This is a genomic window from Vibrio sp. S/42/10 (assembly GCF_029890535.1).
Taxonomy (GTDB): Bacteria; Pseudomonadota; Gammaproteobacteria; order Enterobacterales; family Vibrionaceae; genus Vibrio; species Vibrio cyclitrophicus.
On sequence record NZ_JAKMZC010000010.1, the window covers coordinates 68,274 to 84,731 of the forward strand.

At 44.4% G+C, this 16,458-nt stretch carries 14 protein-coding genes; 5 read left to right on the plus strand and 9 right to left on the minus strand.

Annotated features, from left to right (window positions below; all coding sequences use genetic code 11):
* Both L8S15_RS12595 and nspC read left to right on the plus strand, forming a co-directional pair.
* Window positions 1-1,251 (plus strand): carboxynorspermidine synthase, encoded by a 1,251-nt coding sequence (locus tag L8S15_RS12595; RefSeq protein ID WP_010438082.1) that lies wholly within the window; start codon window positions 1-3, stop codon window positions 1,249-1,251.
* 210 nt (window positions 1,252-1,461) lie between these two features.
* Complete coding sequence (nspC, locus tag L8S15_RS12600; RefSeq protein WP_010438084.1) at window positions 1,462-2,595, plus strand: carboxynorspermidine decarboxylase; 1,134 nt, start codon at window positions 1,462-1,464, stop codon at window positions 2,593-2,595.
* A gap of 103 nt (window positions 2,596-2,698) precedes the next feature.
* On the opposite strand, the gene L8S15_RS12605 is transcribed toward nspC, so the two are convergent.
* Window positions 2,699-3,211 (minus strand): ACT domain-containing protein, encoded by a 513-nt coding sequence (locus tag L8S15_RS12605; protein WP_010438087.1) that lies wholly within the window; start codon window positions 3,209-3,211, stop codon window positions 2,699-2,701.
* A gap of 274 nt (window positions 3,212-3,485) precedes the next feature.
* Window positions 3,486-4,397, minus strand: coding sequence for a DUF3943 domain-containing protein (locus L8S15_RS12610; protein ID WP_102492545.1), 912 nt, complete (start codon window positions 4,395-4,397; stop codon window positions 3,486-3,488).
* Window positions 4,398-4,606: 209 nt separating this feature from the next.
* Between L8S15_RS12610 and L8S15_RS12615 the strand changes: the two genes are divergently transcribed.
* Window positions 4,607-5,845, plus strand: coding sequence for a CinA family nicotinamide mononucleotide deamidase-related protein (locus L8S15_RS12615; protein ID WP_280573366.1), 1,239 nt, complete (start codon window positions 4,607-4,609; stop codon window positions 5,843-5,845).
* A gap of 131 nt (window positions 5,846-5,976) precedes the next feature.
* Here the strand turns inward: L8S15_RS12615 and L8S15_RS12620 are convergent, their stop codons facing one another.
* The 3 genes from L8S15_RS12620 to L8S15_RS12630 are packed head-to-tail and all read right to left on the minus strand — an operon-like array spanning window position 5,977 to window position 9,894.
* On the minus strand, window positions 5,977-6,822 hold the full coding sequence (locus L8S15_RS12620; protein ID WP_243583441.1) for a DmsC/YnfH family molybdoenzyme membrane anchor subunit: 846 nt from the start codon (window positions 6,820-6,822) through the stop codon (window positions 5,977-5,979).
* A gap of 1 nt (window position 6,823) precedes the next feature.
* Window positions 6,824-7,444, minus strand: a complete 621-nt coding sequence (locus tag L8S15_RS12625) for a DMSO/selenate family reductase complex B subunit (protein WP_004733360.1) — start codon at window positions 7,442-7,444, stop codon at window positions 6,824-6,826.
* Between the two features lie 11 nt (window positions 7,445-7,455).
* A complete protein-coding gene (locus L8S15_RS12630; protein WP_280573369.1) occupies window positions 7,456-9,894 on the minus strand; it encodes a DmsA/YnfE/YnfF family dimethyl sulfoxide reductase in 2,439 nt (812 codons plus the stop codon).
* A gap of 199 nt (window positions 9,895-10,093) precedes the next feature.
* Between L8S15_RS12630 and L8S15_RS12635 the strand changes: the two genes are divergently transcribed.
* Together L8S15_RS12635 and napF are read left to right on the plus strand one after the other, a co-directional pair.
* Window positions 10,094-10,660 carry a molecular chaperone gene (locus L8S15_RS12635; RefSeq protein WP_280573371.1) on the plus strand — a complete coding sequence of 189 codons (567 nt, stop codon included), beginning with the start codon at window positions 10,094-10,096 and terminating at the stop codon, window positions 10,658-10,660.
* A complete protein-coding gene (napF, locus tag L8S15_RS12640) occupies window positions 10,660-11,175 on the plus strand; it encodes a ferredoxin-type protein NapF (protein ID WP_010438113.1) in 516 nt (171 codons plus the stop codon). The genes L8S15_RS12635 and napF overlap by 1 nt, the downstream gene beginning before the upstream one ends.
* Window positions 11,176-11,347: 172 nt before the next feature.
* On the opposite strand, the gene yfaE is transcribed toward napF, so the two are convergent.
* The 4 genes from yfaE to ubiG form a co-directional block, all read right to left on the minus strand.
* Window positions 11,348-11,626, minus strand: coding sequence for a class I ribonucleotide reductase maintenance protein YfaE (yfaE, locus tag L8S15_RS12645; protein ID WP_010438115.1), 279 nt, complete (start codon window positions 11,624-11,626; stop codon window positions 11,348-11,350).
* Entirely contained in the window at window positions 11,626-12,759 is a 1,134-nt protein-coding gene (nrdB, locus tag L8S15_RS12650) for a class Ia ribonucleoside-diphosphate reductase subunit beta (protein ID WP_004733365.1), read from the minus strand. The genes yfaE and nrdB overlap by 1 nt, the downstream gene beginning before the upstream one ends.
* A gap of 103 nt (window positions 12,760-12,862) precedes the next feature.
* Entirely contained in the window at window positions 12,863-15,145 is a 2,283-nt protein-coding gene (nrdA, locus tag L8S15_RS12655) for a class 1a ribonucleoside-diphosphate reductase subunit alpha (RefSeq protein WP_016769293.1), read from the minus strand.
* A gap of 508 nt (window positions 15,146-15,653) precedes the next feature.
* Window positions 15,654-16,397: a bifunctional 2-polyprenyl-6-hydroxyphenol methylase/3-demethylubiquinol 3-O-methyltransferase UbiG gene (gene ubiG / locus L8S15_RS12660; protein WP_016769292.1), complete on the minus strand. Its 744-nt coding sequence runs from the start codon at window positions 16,395-16,397 to the stop codon at window positions 15,654-15,656.
* Between the last annotated feature and the right edge of the window lie 61 nt (window positions 16,398-16,458).

A 16,458-nucleotide genomic window follows, 5' to 3' on the forward strand; every position in this document is an offset into this window, starting at 1 on the left:
ATGGCTATTCTACAAATTGGTGCAGGCGGCGTTGGTTGGGTTGTTGCACATAAAGCAGCACAAAATAACGAAGTACTGGGTGATATCACAATCGCTTCGCGCACAATCGCGAAATGTGAAAAAATCATCGAATCGATTAAAGGTAAAAACAACCTTAAAGATTTAACTAAGAAACTAGAAGCACGTTCAGTAGACGCTGACGATGTTGATGCGCTTGTTGCTTTGATTAAAGAAGTTAAGCCTGATCTAGTTATCAACGCTGGTCCTCCTTGGGTAAACATGGCGATCATGGAAGCGTGTTACCAATCTAAAGTATCTTACCTAGATACATCGGTAGCGGTTGACCTATGTTCTGAAGGTCAACAAGTACCACAAGCTTACGATTGGCAGTGGGGCTACCGTGAGAAGTTCGCTGAAGCGGGCATCACAGGTATTCTTGGTGCTGGTTTTGATCCAGGTGTGGTATCAATCTTTGCAGCGTACGCGGTTAAGCACTTGTTCGATGAGATTGACTCAATTGACGTGATGGACGTGAATGCTGGCGATCACGGCAAGAAGTTTGCGACAAACTTTGACCCAGAAACCAACATGCTTGAGATCCAAGGCGATTCTTTCTACTGGGAAAATGAAGAGTGGAAACAAGTACCTTGTCACTCTCGTATGCTTGAATTTGAATTCCCGAACTGTGGTTCTCACAAAGTTTACTCAATGGCGCATGATGAAGTTCGTTCAATGAAAGAGTTCATCCCAGCTAAGCGTATCGAATTCTGGATGGGCTTTGGTGATGCATACTTGAACTACTTCAACTGCATGCGTGATATCGGTCTTCTTAGCCCAGATCCGCTAACACTGCACGATGGTACTGTGGTTCAGCCTCTGCATGTTCTTAAAGCACTACTACCAGACCCAACATCTTTGGCTCCGGGTTACACGGGCTTAACGTGTATCGGTACTTGGGTTCAAGGTAAGAAAGACGGTAAAGAGCGCAGCGTATTCATCTACAATAACGCAGACCACGAAGTGGCTTACGAAGACGTAGAGCACCAAGCGATCTCTTACACAACAGGTGTTCCAGCGATTACGGCTGCACTTCAGTTCTTCCGTGGCGAATGGGCTGATAAAGGTGTGTTCAACATGGAACAGCTAAACCCAGACCCGTTTCTAGCAACGATGCCTGAGATCGGTCTAGATTGGCATGTCCAAGAGCTAGAGCCTGCAGCTGGTTTACCTCTGATCCATACTTTGAAGTAATTCTGGCTCTTTGCCCTCGTTGCGTTGTCCATCGTGCTTATTTACATTCGTAAACTTCGCGCGATGTCCTAGCTACAAGGGTAAAGTTCTGCGTATTCAATCCAAAGTTTTCAGAATGACAAGAACGTACAAATACAAGCCGATGCTGTTGCGTCGGCTTTGTTCGATTATCATGTGCCTTCGTGAACTCGAGGGCCGCAAGGTATTAACATGCAAAACAACGAACTAAAAACCCCATACTTCATGATCAACGAAGACAAGTTGATTGCGAATTTAGAGATAGCTAAGCAGCTGAAAGAGATTTCAGGTGTGAAGTTGGTATTGGCACTGAAGTGTTTTTCGACATGGGGTGTGTTTGACATCATCAAACCTTACCTCGATGGCACGACAAGCTCTGGCCCATACGAAGTGAAACTTGGTCACGAAACCTTTGGTGGTGAGACGCATGCTTACAGTGTGGGTTACAGCGAAGATGACGTGAGAGAAGTTGCGGATATTTGCGACAAGATGATTTTCAACTCACAAAGCCAATTCGAAGCTTACCGCCATATTGTTGAAGGTAAAGCGTCGCTGGGTTTACGTCTAAATCCGGGCGTAAGTTACGCAGGACAAGACTTAGCAAATCCGGCGCGTCAATTCTCTCGTTTAGGTGTTCAGGCTGATCACATTAAGCCTGAGATCTTCGACGAGATTAATGGCGCGATGTTCCACATGAACTGCGAGAACAAAGACGTCGATGCATTTATCGGCCTGCTTGATTCAATCTCAGAGCAGTTTGGCGATCACCTAGATAAGTTGGATTGGGTGAGCATGGGCGGAGGTGTGTTCTTCACATGGCCGGGTTATGACATCGAGAAGTTGGGCCTTGCACTAAAAGCCTTTTCTGAAAAGCACGGCGTGCAGATGTACCTTGAACCGGGTGAAGCGATCATTACTAAAACGACGGATCTGGTCGTGACAGTAGTTGATATCGTAGAGAACGTGAAGAAAACGGCAATTGTCGACTCGGCAACCGAAGCGCATCGCCTTGATACGCTTATCTACAATGAACCGGCATCGGTATTGGAAGCTTCAGAAAATGGTAGCCATGACTATGTAATTGGTTCGTGTTCATGTCTTGCGGGCGATCAGTTCTGTGAAGCAAGCTTTGATGAGCCACTTAAGATTGGTCAAAAGCTGCACCTGCTAGACAGCGCGGGTTACACCATGGTGAAACTGAACTGGTTCAATGGCCTAAAAATGCCGTCAATCTACTGCGAGCGTAGCGGTGGCGAAGTTCAAAAGTTGAATGAGTTTGGCTATGAAGACTTTAAACGTTCATTGTCACAATGGTCGGTTAAGTAACCAAACATTGCATTAGAACGATAAAAAGAGCGGCCGATGAGCTGCTCTTTTTTGTTTTTAGATAAATGTTACCAGTGAAAAGATAGAAGTTAAGCGCTATCTGTTAGCTCTCAATCATCACTCGAGTATCTTCACTGAGTGTTTCGAGTTCATTCACTACGTCATCAATCAAAACTTCTATTGGTAGCTTAACGGCGATCTTGGAAGTGAACAAACTTGAGCTAACACCACCGCCGCCAGCGATGAAGACTCGGTGGCAATCCATATCGAGAATGCTGATCCCTTGTCTATCCAATACATGTGTTACTTCGTTGACGATACCTGCTCGGTCGTTCGAGTCGAGTCGTAGGTGATGTATTGTATCTTGTGCGTTATGAGTATGGTCTGAATCAACAAACTGCACGATCAAGTCAGTATTGGCGCTGAAAGCTTCTTTGACAATTGATTCGTTGATGGCTGGAAGTTGAACCTTGAGTACGCCTGCGACTTGGTCTTCAATAAAGTTCACTTTACTGATGAGCCATTTCCCGTCGTTTTCGTGAGTAACCGCAGCAAGTTGTTTGATTGTTGCTGGTGATGCCTTTCCAATAAAGTTTACGATAAATGTACTGTTCATATCAGCCCCCAAAGTCTCAATTAATCGTTACTAATTAAATGTTTGATATCATGCGATAAAGTTCTTTAATTTCAGTGTAGAAGTTTACATCGAACAATGTTTGACCTACGTCAATTTTTGAAACTAAGCTGTGATACAAAAAAAGAGAATGAAGAGTAGGGCACAAAAAAAGCGGCTAGAGAGCCGCTTTTTGAAAGAGTTGTCGCTGTTATTTGTGATTCAGAAGCTTAGCAAGCAACGAGTAAACGGCTTAGCAAGTCACGTGGAGGCTGGTTTAGAACGTGACTTTAAAGTTCATACCAACAAATTGAGAATCGTATGGTGCGCCTGCGTCGTAGGCAAATCGCGCTGCGTCTTGGTTATCCCACCAAGGGTTAGTATTCAGGTTCACTTCTGCGTCACCGCCCCATGCATCACTTACCCAGTAATGGATATGGCCAACAGGGTTTAGGAAGAATAGAGACACATCCCCCATGGTTTGAGAGCCCATCACTTCGCCACCTGAAGCAACGATGTCTTGTTCTGCTTCTAGCATCATTTCACCGACAACGGCACCGAAGAATGGCGTGATGAAGAGATCTTGCCAGGAAGGTACTTCCGCGAATGCTTCTACGCCGTATTCCCAGAAAAATGTCGACATGGTCCAAGAGTATAGGAAAGACTCAAATTCATCGTAACCAGCATGTCGAGCTGCGGTGTAGTAAACACCACCGAAATAAGGGTGCATCACGTAGTTTAGGAAGTGTTCGTCACGGTCCCATACTGGGCCTTCGGAAACGTTATCTTTCCATTTTTTACCCAGTGCGCTGATATCACGTTGGTCATCATCCCACTTAGTGATACTTTCAGGTAAAAGAGTCATTAGACCAACGGTTGCGACACTTAGGCCAAGAATTGTGTAGGTTTGACCCATTAAGTAATCCCAATCTTTGCCATCGCTGACAGTAAGGTAGATTGGTTGCTTATCGATCGTTAGATCGTACTGATCACTTGATTCGCTTAGTGCATAGTTCTTGCTAGGCTTGTAGGTGTACAAGCTTTCATTAACACAGTAATCTTGAGCACATTCATCCGAGTAAGAAAGGTTGATTGGTTGGTCGAAGTCGTATTGGCTTGCAACCGAGTTAACTGACATTAGCATTGAAAATGCAGCAGTAACCTTCGTTAGTAACGGTGATTTGGCCACAAGGGTCTCCATGAGAAGTTAAGAATTGATCAGAGTCACAATTATCTATTAAATGCCTGATTTAGGGAACTAATAATTTATTGCTTTTCCTAAGAAAACCTTAGATTTAACATTATTAATATTTGTGAAAAGATGAAATGTCTCAAACTCAACCATAGACCAGTTTGTAAATAATGCAGTGTCTTTTTATGACTACAAAGGATAGAAATATGACGAAAATCGCAATGTTAAGCACTGGTGAAGAAGTTCTTCATGGGGACATTGTAGACACAAACGCAGCTTGGATGTCTGCTGAGTTTTATCAGCACGGTTTTGCCCTAGCGAAACGTTCGACTGTGGGTGACCAAATGAATGCTCTAGTTGAAGAACTGCTGATGCTGAGTTTTAACTATGATGTGGTTATCGTTAATGGTGGTTTAGGACCGACAACTGATGATATGAGTGCGGCTGCGGCTGCAACTGCTTCCGAGCAGAAACTCGTCATGTTCCCTGATTGGCTTGCTCGTATGGAAGAGATGTTTTCTGGACGTGGTATGCCGATGCCGGACAGCAACCTTAAACAAGCTTTGTTGCCAGCGAGTTCAGAGATTGTCGATAACCCTGTGGGCACGGCTTGCGGCTTCAAACTGAAAATCAACGATGCGACTTTCTATTTCACTCCGGGTGTACCGAGTGAATTCAAACGCATGGTGACGTTTGAGATTATTCCTGATTTGTCGCGTACTTACCCTCAAGTGGTTGCCTCTGAATGCAGTCGACTGTTTACGTTTGGTTTGTCTGAATCCGGTATCTCCGATGTTTTGGACCAATTAAAGCTGCCAGAAGGTTATGAGTTGGGTTATCGCTCTTATCTGCCGTTCATTGAGGTCAAACTGTTTGGTCCTAAGGCAGACTTAGAAACTCGCGTTAAGTTGCTGCAAATGGTTTACAAGTTGCTAGAAAGTAATGTCGTCAGTGTTGATGAGCCTATGATTGATCATATCGGACACATCATGGCGGAAAAAAAGAAGACGTTATCTGTGTCTGAAGTGTCGACCAAAGGCGCATTGTCAGCGTGGCTGCAATTGAATGAGCAGGTTGAAGATTGCTTCGGGCATTCGTGGGTGATGGCTGAGCCAAAAGAGAGTGAACTTGAGAAGAGCGATCCATTAGCTGCAACCTTTGCTCTGGCTGGCGCAACAAGAGAGAAGTGCGGTACTGAGCTAGCTTTGGTGACTGGCAAGTTAGAAGGCAACACATTCAGCGTTGCATTGTCGACCGAAGCGGGAGAGTGGGGCCAGGTGCTTGAATTTTATCGTCAATACTCACGCGAAGACCAACGTAACGTGATTAAGACCGTTGCTGCCGATATGCTGAGAAGGCATTTAGACAACAAACCGATGTTTGGTACTTACTCTTCGGTTAAGCGATTGAAAGACATGTTTATTCCAGCGGCTATTATTAAGTAATTATTTAGGCGAGCTAACCAAGTCTGTACTAAAAACGCGAGAAAAAACGAAATAAAAAGGCCCAACATCTAAATAGGTGTTGGGCCTTTAGTTTATCTAGCCTTCTAGATAACTAAACAAGAGGGCTGTGATTACAAACCGCTTGTCATATGTAGGCTGTAGAACAAACCACGGCCAATGAGTTCTGAAGCTAAGAACAGTACCAATGCTAAGCTAAGGTTTACTGGGTTCACTTTTGCTTTGTTCAGCATAGGTAGAATCCAAATCAACAAGCTTGCCATTAGCAGTGCCACTTGAAGAATCACATAGCTGCCTAAACCGTCAACCAACTCAGACGCTTTTGCCGCTGAAGTTTGGATGTCACCGATTAGGTTCAGTTTTCCTACGGTCACAAGCAAGCTGATAGCAACTGCGATAACAGCCAGCATGGTGATGTTACGGTCAACCGTAAAGCGACTGTCGTTTGCGAATACAATCACGAACTGAGACAGCAGTAAACCACCCACAACCATCGTCATGATGAAGCTCAATGGTGTGTAGATGTTGTCCCACGTTGGTACTGTATTGATCATGTATACGTTAATCATCGCGTACATGAAGATAACACCCAACACCATCGCGCCAACCATCAGTGCTTTCTGGATAGCTACGCCACCTTTCTTAAGCACAGACAATAGCCATTGCAGGCCACCGACAGCGAAGAATGCCGCACCGAAGAACACTTCGTTAGACAACCAAGCAGAACCTAGTTGGTTAAAAGCATTGAACGCGCGCAGTGGAGAACCTAGGTGAGTTGTCGAGAACATAAAACCAAGACCCATTAGTGCCCACAGAATGAACATTGGAACCTTGTAGCTGTTTAGTTTCTCTTCGTCATGACCAAGTATCAGTGCACGTGCGCCAATCAGTAAGTAACCACCAACCGCAGTTTGCGCCAGCACCGTAAAGAAGATTAAAGACCACTCATGAAAAATCATCTTACACCTCCTTCGGGTTTGCTAGGTGACCACTGGTATCGCCAGTCGGCTTCGCGTTTTTGTTCAGCTTAATCACGATGTTCGGTAGCGTTTCTGTTGAAGATGGCAGTGGAGCCACATCCGCACCAGAGCCGTACTTCTCGCGAAGTGTATTGATTTCGCCAAACTCCAATGCACGAAGTGGGCAAGACTCAACACAGATAGGCTGTTTGCCTTCAGAAACACGTTGGTAACAACCATCGCATTTAGTCATGTGACCTTTCTTCGCATTGTATTGTGGTGCGCCGTAAGGGCATGCATTACTACAGTGCTGACAACCAATACATACGCTCTCATCAACCACAACCAAACCGTCTTCATCACGTTTGTGCATTGCGCCCGAAGGGCACACTTTCACACACGCAGGGTTAGTACAGTGGTTACAAGCGATAGACAGGTAGTAAGAAAAAACATCTTTCTGAACCCAGGTATCACCATCTTGAGTGAAGCCACCACCTGCGTATTCGTATACGCGGCGGTAGTTCGTTTTGATGTCTAGATCGTTATAATCTTTACAAGCAAGCTGACAGGTTTTACAACCCGTGCATTTACTTGAATCAATGTAAAAGCCGTATTGTTTCATTCCAACCTACCTTATGCTTTCTTTAGCGCTTTGATTTGAACTAGGTTTGTATGCTGAGGGTTACCCTTAGCAAGCGGGCTCGGGCGCTGAGTAGTCAGCACGTTGATAGAGCCTGCATGGTCGATCTTCTGACCATCTGGTGCGTACCATGCACCTTCGCCTAGTGCGACAACTCGAGGAAGAATCCTTGGTGTCACTTTCGCTGGAATATGGACTTCGCCACGGTCGTTGAAAATACTCACCATGTCGCCGCTTTCAATACCACGCTCTTTCGCATCGATTGGGTTGATCCACAACTCTTGAGGTGCCGCCGCTTTGATCTCTGCAACGTTGCCGTAAGTTGAGTGAGTACGAGCCTTGTAGTGGAAACCGGTTAGCTGAAGTGGGTACTTCTCTGCTAATGGATCGTTATGGCCTTCAAAAGAATCCGCGTAAATCGGAAGTGGATGAATCACTTCGTCTTCTTTCAGCTTCCAAGTTTTCGCGATATCAGCCAGTTGCTCTGAGTAGATCTCGATCTTGCCACTTGGTGTAGTCAGCGGGTTCGCTTCAGGGTCTTTACGGAAATCTTCGTAAGCGATGTAGTGGTGGTCGTAGCTACGCTTGTAGATACCCAGCTCTTTCATCTCTTCGAAGGTTGGCAGTGTTGGATCGTTCTTACGAGTTTCTGCGTAAAGGTGCTCAATCCATTGCTCTTGAGTACGGCCTTCTGTGAACTCTTTTTCTACGCCCATGCGTTTAGCAAGTTGCGTACACATCTCGTAGATAGATTTTGCTTCGAACTGAGGCTCAATCGCTTTCTGTGCGTAGATGAAGTAAGGCATGTTCGATGCTTTACCATCCATACACCAGTCGTCTTGCTCTGATGTCGTTAAGTCAGGCAGGATGATGTCGGCGTATTTCGCAGAAGAAGTCATATGGTTATCGACCACAACGATCATTTCACAAGCACTTTCATCTTGAAGAATCGCGTGCGTCTTGTTGATGTCTGAGTGTTGGTTGATGATGCAGTTACCTGCGTAGTTCCAGATCATCTTGATTGGGTTCTTAAGGCGCTCAGCACCGCGAACACCATCAGTGATGTCTGTCATCTCGTGGTGACGGTGAATTGCGTCAGTCCACATGAACATTGAAATTGACGTTTCAACTGGGTTTGGCACAGTCGGGAAGCGAACAAACGGAATGTTGATGTCACTTTCACGAGCGCCTGTTGAACCGCCTGATACACCCACAGAACCGGTGAGTAGCGATAGCATCGCGATTGCACGACAAGCTAGTTCACCGTTCGCAGTACGTTGCAGGCCCCAACCTTGGTGGATGGCACATGGTTTCGCTGTGCCCATTTCACGGCCTAGTTTAACGATAGTATCAACCGGAATGCCTGTGATTTTAGAAGCCCACTCTGGTGTCTTCTCTACGCCATCTTCACCTAAACCTAAGATATAAGATTTGTAGTCACTGTTTTTAGGTGCTGATACAGGAAGGGTCTTCTCATCATAACCGACACAGTATTTGTCTAGGAACGGTTGGTCTACGAGGTCTTCAGTGATCATCACGTGTGCAAGACCGGCTACCAATGCAGCATCCGTAGAAGGACGAATTGGGATCCACTGATCTTCACGGCCACCGGCAGTATCGGTGTAGCGTGGATCGATGATGATCGTTCTTGCGTTTGATTTGTTTTTGCTTTCTACGTAGTGGTGGGTCAGACCGCCGCCAGACATGCGAGTCTCAGCAGGATTGTTACCAAATTGGATGTTAAGCTTAGTGTTCTCTAAGTCAGAGAAAGAGTTGTTGTTTGCCCAACCACCGTAGGTGTAGCTCAAGCCTTTCGCGATTTGCGCTGTTGAGTAGTCACCGTAATGGTTTAGGTAACCACCACTTAGGTTCATTAGACGCGCAATCAGCGTTTGTGCTGGTGGCCAAGACTTAGTTACCGTACCACCAAGCGTACCTGTGCCGTAGTTTAGGTAGATAGTGTCGTTACCGTAATCTTTGATAAGGCGTTGCATAGTGCCAGCGACTTCATCAAAAGCCTCTTCCCAGCTAATACGCTTAAACTTACCTTCACCACGTTTACCCACACGTTTCATTGGGTATTTCAGGCGATCTGGGTTGTAAACACGGCGGCGCATAGAGCGACCACGTAGACATGCACGCACTTGGTGATGACCGTATTCGTCAGTACCCGTGTTATCTGTTTCTACGTATTTGATTTCACCGTTTTGTACATGCATACGTAGTGGACAGCGAGAGCCGCAGTTTACTGTACATGCACTCCATACGATTTTCTCATCCACATTCTCAGCAACCGCAGCCGCTACTGGTTTGGATTTGAAAGGTAAAGCGATACCGCCCGCAAGTGCGGCTGCACTACCTACTGCAGAAGAAGCTTTCATGAAGCCTCTTCGAGTAAGGTTCATTACCCCAGATTCTTTCTTATTCGTCATTCTAAGATGCCTTTTGCTATTGATGGCTAGTACTTTATAGGTAGTTTGTTCTTTATTTTTTTTATTTTGGATTGTTGATTGATTGGCATCAAATAAGAGCGAAATTTAAATCTTATGAATCGAATGTATAAAATAGATCAAAGAATTAAATCGTCTTATTTATATAATTATCTTTAAACCTATAACGGTATAAATAATAATGATTATCGATACGCATAAATTATTGAGTTCGCTATTTTATCAAGCGACAAGTAAAGAACAGTTGGTCACCATTGTTGAAGCTTTGGTTGAGAGCGAAGTGCTCTCTGAAGAATGCTTGCAGGCATTGAGAAGTGAAGATGAAGATGCGCTCGCAGCAGAGTTCAGCCGCTTGTTCGAAGGTGTGGGAGACATGCCAGCTCCGCCTTGGGGGTCTGTGTACCTAGATAAAGACCGTGTGGTGTTTGGTGCATCAACTGTGGAATATCGACAGTTTCTAGAATTAAACCAAATTGAATTGGATACAGGTTTAAGAGAGCCAGAAGATCAATTTGGTTTAATGTTATTCGCTCATGCGTATTTGTTAGAAAATAATAATATTAATTCAGCTCGTGAATTGCTTGAGTGTCACTTATTACCTTGGTCTTCTACTTATTTAGATAAATTAAATACAGCATCAGATTTATCATTTTATAAGAAGCTATCAAGTGATGTAATAAATTGGCTTAATCAATTAACATCTGAATATAATTTAAACGTTGCCACTAAAAAGTTATATATCGACTAATGTCTGAGCAAATAAATTCGAATAGGCGTGGTTTCTTAACTCGACTCTCTAAGCCAGTTAAAGCTGCTGCAAGTTATGAAGAGAAATCACAGCGCTTACATGCTAGACCACCTAGGGCTGTCGATGAGGTGCTGTTTGAGCGTCTTTGCGACAGTTGTGGACTGTGTGAGCAAGCGTGTCCGAATAGCGTGATTGAGACGCTAGAGGGTAGTGCGCTGTTGAATTTGGATTACAACAGTTGTTCTATGTGTAACAAATGCACTGAAGTGTGCCTAACTGGCGCACTTCATCCAACGGTTACGCCTTATATCGACCTCAAGCCGAGCTTTGCTGATAGCTGCAATAATTACATGCAAATGGACTGTTCAGCATGCCAAACTGCGTGTTCAGCAGGTGTGATACACATTGAAGTAGGAGAGTTGCCTACAGTGGACAAAGATAAGTGTAACGGCTGTGGAGAGTGCCGAAGCGCTTGTTATATTGGCTCTGTGACTCTTAACCTGACTCAGCAATAAACGTTTGGTTTTGTATGACACAAGCGAACAGGAAGATTTTGGTTGAGTGATAGACGAGTTGTTTCAGATACCTAAAGACATAAACAGAAAAAGGTCCGCACTCCTAAAGGAAGCGGACCCTTTTTAATTCTTATTGACGATATTCGAACAAAGCGACCTAAAGCCAGTTGGCTTATGCGCGTTTTTGCTTGTTTCTGTGAATAACGTTACTCAGCGATAGCTCAGTCTTTGCTTTACAGATACAAGGTAATATTTCATTACCTTGCGTGTAAGCCATAGCAAAACCAACGTACTCGACTTCCCCAGAATCCAACGTGCAACGACAAGCGCCACAATGCCCATCTCGGCAGTTGTATTCTGGCTCTAACCCAGCTTGTTCCATTGTTTCCAATAGAGTGTTTGAAGGGTTAGATTCAATCGAAGTCAGCTTGTTGATTTTGATTGTTGGCATTACAGCTCGAATCCTTCAAAGTCGTCAGCTTTTACTTCGTTGTCGATCTGACCAACTAGGTAAGAACTGATTTCAGCTTCTTGTGGAGCAACTTGTACGTTATCTGAAGATAACCATGCGTTGATCCATGGGATTGGGTTCGACGTTGCTTCTGGGTAAGCAGTACCTAAACCAACCGCTTGCATACGGATGTTAGTGATGTACTCAACGTATTGGCAAAGAATGTCTTTGTTCAGACCAATCATAGAGCCATCTTTGAATAGGTATTCTGCCCACTCTTTTTCTTGCTCTGCTGCTTCTTTGAATAGGTCGAAACACTCTTGCTTACACTCTTCAGCGATTTGCATGAATTCGAAGTCATCTTGGCCATTACGCAGTAAGTTAATCATGTGCTGTGTACCAGTAAGGTGAAGAGCTTCATCACGAGCGATTAGCTTGATGATCTTCGCGTTACCTTCCATTAGCTCACGTTCAGCGAATGCGAATGAACATGCAAAACTCACGTAGAAACGAATCGCTTCTAGTGCGTTTACAGACATTAGACATACGTAAAGCTTCTTCTTCAGGTCGTGAAGTGAAATCTTAACGTCTTCGCCGTTAATGTTGTGGTTGCCTTCGCCGTAGCGGTGGTAGTCAGCCGTCAGCTTGATTAAATCATCGTAGTAAAACGCGATGTCTTTCGCACGCTTCAGGATCTCTTCGTTTTCAACGATGTCGTCGAATACTACACCTGGATCATTGACGATGTTACGGATGATATGTGTGTAAGAACGAGAGTGAATCGTTTCAGAGAAAGACCAAGTCTCAATCCAAGTTTCAACTTCTGGTAGAGATACCAGTGGAAGTAGGGCAACGTTAGGGCTGCGGCCTTGGATAGAATCTAGAAGCGTTTGGTACTTCAAGTTAGAGATGAAAATGTGCTTTTCATGCTCAGGAAGCTTGTTGTAGTCGATACGGTCGCTAGATACGTCTACTTCTTCTGGACGCCAGAAGAAAGAAAGCTGCTTCTCGATCAACTTTTCGAAGATTTCGAATTTTTGTTGGTCGTAACGTGCAACGTTTACCGACTGACCCAAGAACATTGGTTCTTTTAGTTGGTCATTTTTTTGCTGAGAAAAAGTACTGTAAGCCATAAATGCCTCAAATCCTTTAAAGACCCGTAATAAAACGGGCCCTGTTAATGCTTTAAACCCAGAGAAGATAACTCTTCTCTGGGGTCTTAATGTTTATTGCGGTTTAGATCTTACAACCGCCGCCTTCACAATCTTCTTCCGGCACTTGAACTGCATCGCCTTGGTCGTCTTTAGCACCATCACGAGTGTTATGGTAGTAAAGCGTCTTAACACCGTACTTGTACGCTGTAAGTAGGTCTTGAAGCAGCTTCTTCATTGGTACTTTACCGCTGTCGTAAACACTTGGATCATAGTTAGTGTTTGCAGAGATAGCTTGGTCAACGAATTTTTGCATGATACCCACTAGGTGCAGGTAACCATCGTTCGAACCAATGTTCCAAAGTAGCTCGTAGTTCTCTTTAAGATTTAAGAAGTCAGGAACCACTTGCTTAAGGATGCCGTCTTTCGATGCTTTCACTGATACGTAACCACGTGGTGGCTCGATACCGTTAGTTGCGTTCGAGATTTGAGACGAAGTCTCAGAAGGCATAAGCGCTGTTAGCGTAGAGTTACGCAGACCGTGCTCCATGATCTCTTCGCGTAGCGTGTCCCAATCGTAGTGCAGTGGCTCTTCACATACTAAGTCGATATCTTTCTTGTAAGTATCGATTGGCAGTAGGCCTTTCGCGTAGTTGGTCTCGTGGAAAGATGGGCAACGGCCTTGTTCTTTCGCCAGTTCAACAGACGCTTTTAACAAGTGGTATTGAATTGCTTCAAAAGTACGGTGAGTCAGACTGTTTGCGCTGCCATCAGAGTACTTCACGCCGTTTTTCGCTAGGTAGTATGCGTAGTTGATGACACCCACACCTAGAGTACGACGGTTCATTGTCGACTTGCGTGCTGCTGGAAGTGGGTAGTCTTGGTAATCAAGCAATGCATCAAGTGCACGAACAACCAGTTCAGAAAGCTCAGCAAGGTCGTCTAGCTCGTTGATTGCGCCTAGGTTAAACGCTGAAAGCGTACATAGTGCAATTTCACCTTCGTCATCTTCTACGTTAGAAAGTGGCTTAGTTGGTAGCGCGATTTCTAGACATAGGTTCGACTGACGAACAGGAGCCACTTCAGAATCAAACGGGCTGTGTGTATTACAGTGGTCAACGTTCTGAATGTAGATACGACCAGTAGAAGCTCGCTCTTGCATTAGCAGAGAGAACAGCTCAACGGCTTTAACCGTTTCACGCTTAACTGAAGGATCGTTTTCGTACTTAACATATAGTTCTTCAAAACGGTCTTGGTTTTCGAAGAACGCATCGTAAAGGCCAGGTACGTCAGAAGGTGAGAACAGGCTGATGTTGCCACCTTGAACAAGACGAGAGTACATGAGTTTGTTCAGCTGTACGCCGTAGTCCATGTGACGAACACGGTTCTCTTCAACGCCGCGGTTGTTTTTCAGTACTAATAGAGACTGAACTTCACCATGCCATAGTGGGTAGAATACCGTTGCCGCACCGCCACGAACACCACCTTGTGAACAACATTTTACTGCTGTTTGGAAGTATTTGTAGAAAGGGATACAGCCAGTGTGGAACGCTTCACCATTACGGATTTCAGAACCCAGCGCACGGATACGACCTGCGTTGATACCAATACCAGCACGTTGAGATACGTAACGAACAATTGAGCTTGCTGTTGCGTTGATTGAATCAAGGCTGTCACCACATTCGATCAGTACACAAGAGCTGAATTGACGCGTAGGCGTACGTACACCAGACATGATCGGTGTAGGTAGAGAAATCTTAAACGTAGAAGATGCGTCGTAAAAACGTTTGATGTAGTCAAGACGAGTCGATTTAGGGTATTTAGCGAATAGACACGCAGCCACTAGGATGTAAAGAAACTGAGCACTCTCGTAGATTTCTTTTGTTACACGGTTTTGCACGAAGTATTTACCTTCAAGCTGCTTAACTGCCGCGTAAGAGAAGTCTAAGTCACGCTTATGGTCGATGTACTGGTCTAGCTCTTCAAACTCAGCTTTCGTGTAATCTTGCATTAGGTGGCTGTCATATTTACCCATATCGACCAGTTTTGAAACGTGGTCATAAAGCGCAGGTGGCTCGTATTCGCCATACGCTTTTTTACGTAGGTGGAATACTGACAGACGTGCTGCTAGATATTGGTAATCAGGAGTCTCTTCAGAGATTAAATCCGCTGCTGACTTGATGATAGTTTCATGAATGTCAGTCGTGGTGATGCCGTCGTAAAACTGAATGTGAGCTTTCAATTCTACTTGTGATACAGAAACATTGTGCAAGCCTTCAGCTGCCCATGTGATCACGCGGTGGATCTTCTCTAGATCGATGGTTTCTTTGCGCCCGTTACGCTTGGTAACAGTAAGTTGTTGGTTCATTCTGCTTAATTTCCCTAACAAAACTGAACAAGGCCGTGTTTTTGTGTATTTCTGTGTAATTTTTGTAAATTACGTGTCGGCTTTGTGATCTTGGTCTACCCATATATTGTAGTTCAAACACAACATATAGGGGTCATTTGTTTGTTGGGTTACAAGATAGTGCTACAACCGAACTTTTTCAAGGTAAAGAAATTGGGTTGCTTGTGGATAAGTGGTGGATTGAAAAAAAACTGTAAGTGACCACTAACTGATGAAGATAGATGAGACTTGATTGTATAAAAGTCGGCTTTTAATGATGCTTTATTTTTGCACGCCTATAAAAAAAAATCCCTTGATCTTTGAGCAAAATGGGCGATGGATTTTAGGCGATTAAATTTAAATCTAGGTGGTCAAAATGGAAGCTAGCGCACGAAATTTAGACTGAAAAAAGTCGCAAACTTATGTTAATTGCAACCTTTTTCATTAGTCTTTTTTAGAAAAAATTTTACGGTAGGATAGCTGATATTTTTTAAGCGAAATTTTGCGTATGCACGATGTAATTGACTTCAACACTGCGACCTAATCGGTAAGTGTCTGTCAGTGGATTATAGTGCAGCCCAGTGATGCCGAGTTCTTGTAGAGATGTATTATCAATCATCTTGATAAGTTCAGCTGGGCGAATGAACTTGTCATGCTCGTGAGTGCCTTCAGGAACTATCTTTAGTAGCTTCTCTGCACCAACAATCGCAAACAAGTAAGATTTAAAATTGCGGTTCAACGTAGAGAAGAAAACGTGGCCATCCGGTTTGACCAATTTTGAACATGCGGTGATCACTGATTGTGGATCAGGCACGTGCTCTAGCATTTCCATGCAAGTGACCACGTCGTAAGTTTGTGGATTCTCTTCTGCGTGGTCTTCAATGGTACTTTGGATGTAATCGAGCTTGGTGCCAGTTTCTAGTGCGTGCAAGCGTGCCACTTCAAGTGGTTCTTTGCCCATGTCTAGCCCTGTCACTACAGCACCTTCGATTGCCATACTTTCCGCTAAAATGCCACCACCGCAACCAACATCGAGCACTTTCTTACCAAACAAACCTTCAGTTTTTTCTAGCACGTAGTTTAGGCGTAGTGGGTTGATTTGATGTAGAGGCTTAAATTCGCCTTCTAGATCCCACCAGCGTGACGCCATGTCTTCAAATTTCTTGATTTCTGCTGGGTCTACATTCTGTGATTTAGTCATAATCGGCATTTCCAAGTTAAATACGGCATCCATGAAATTGCAGGCATTATAACTTGCCTTTTCGCCTTGACCAGAAGATCTACAATTTTGCGAA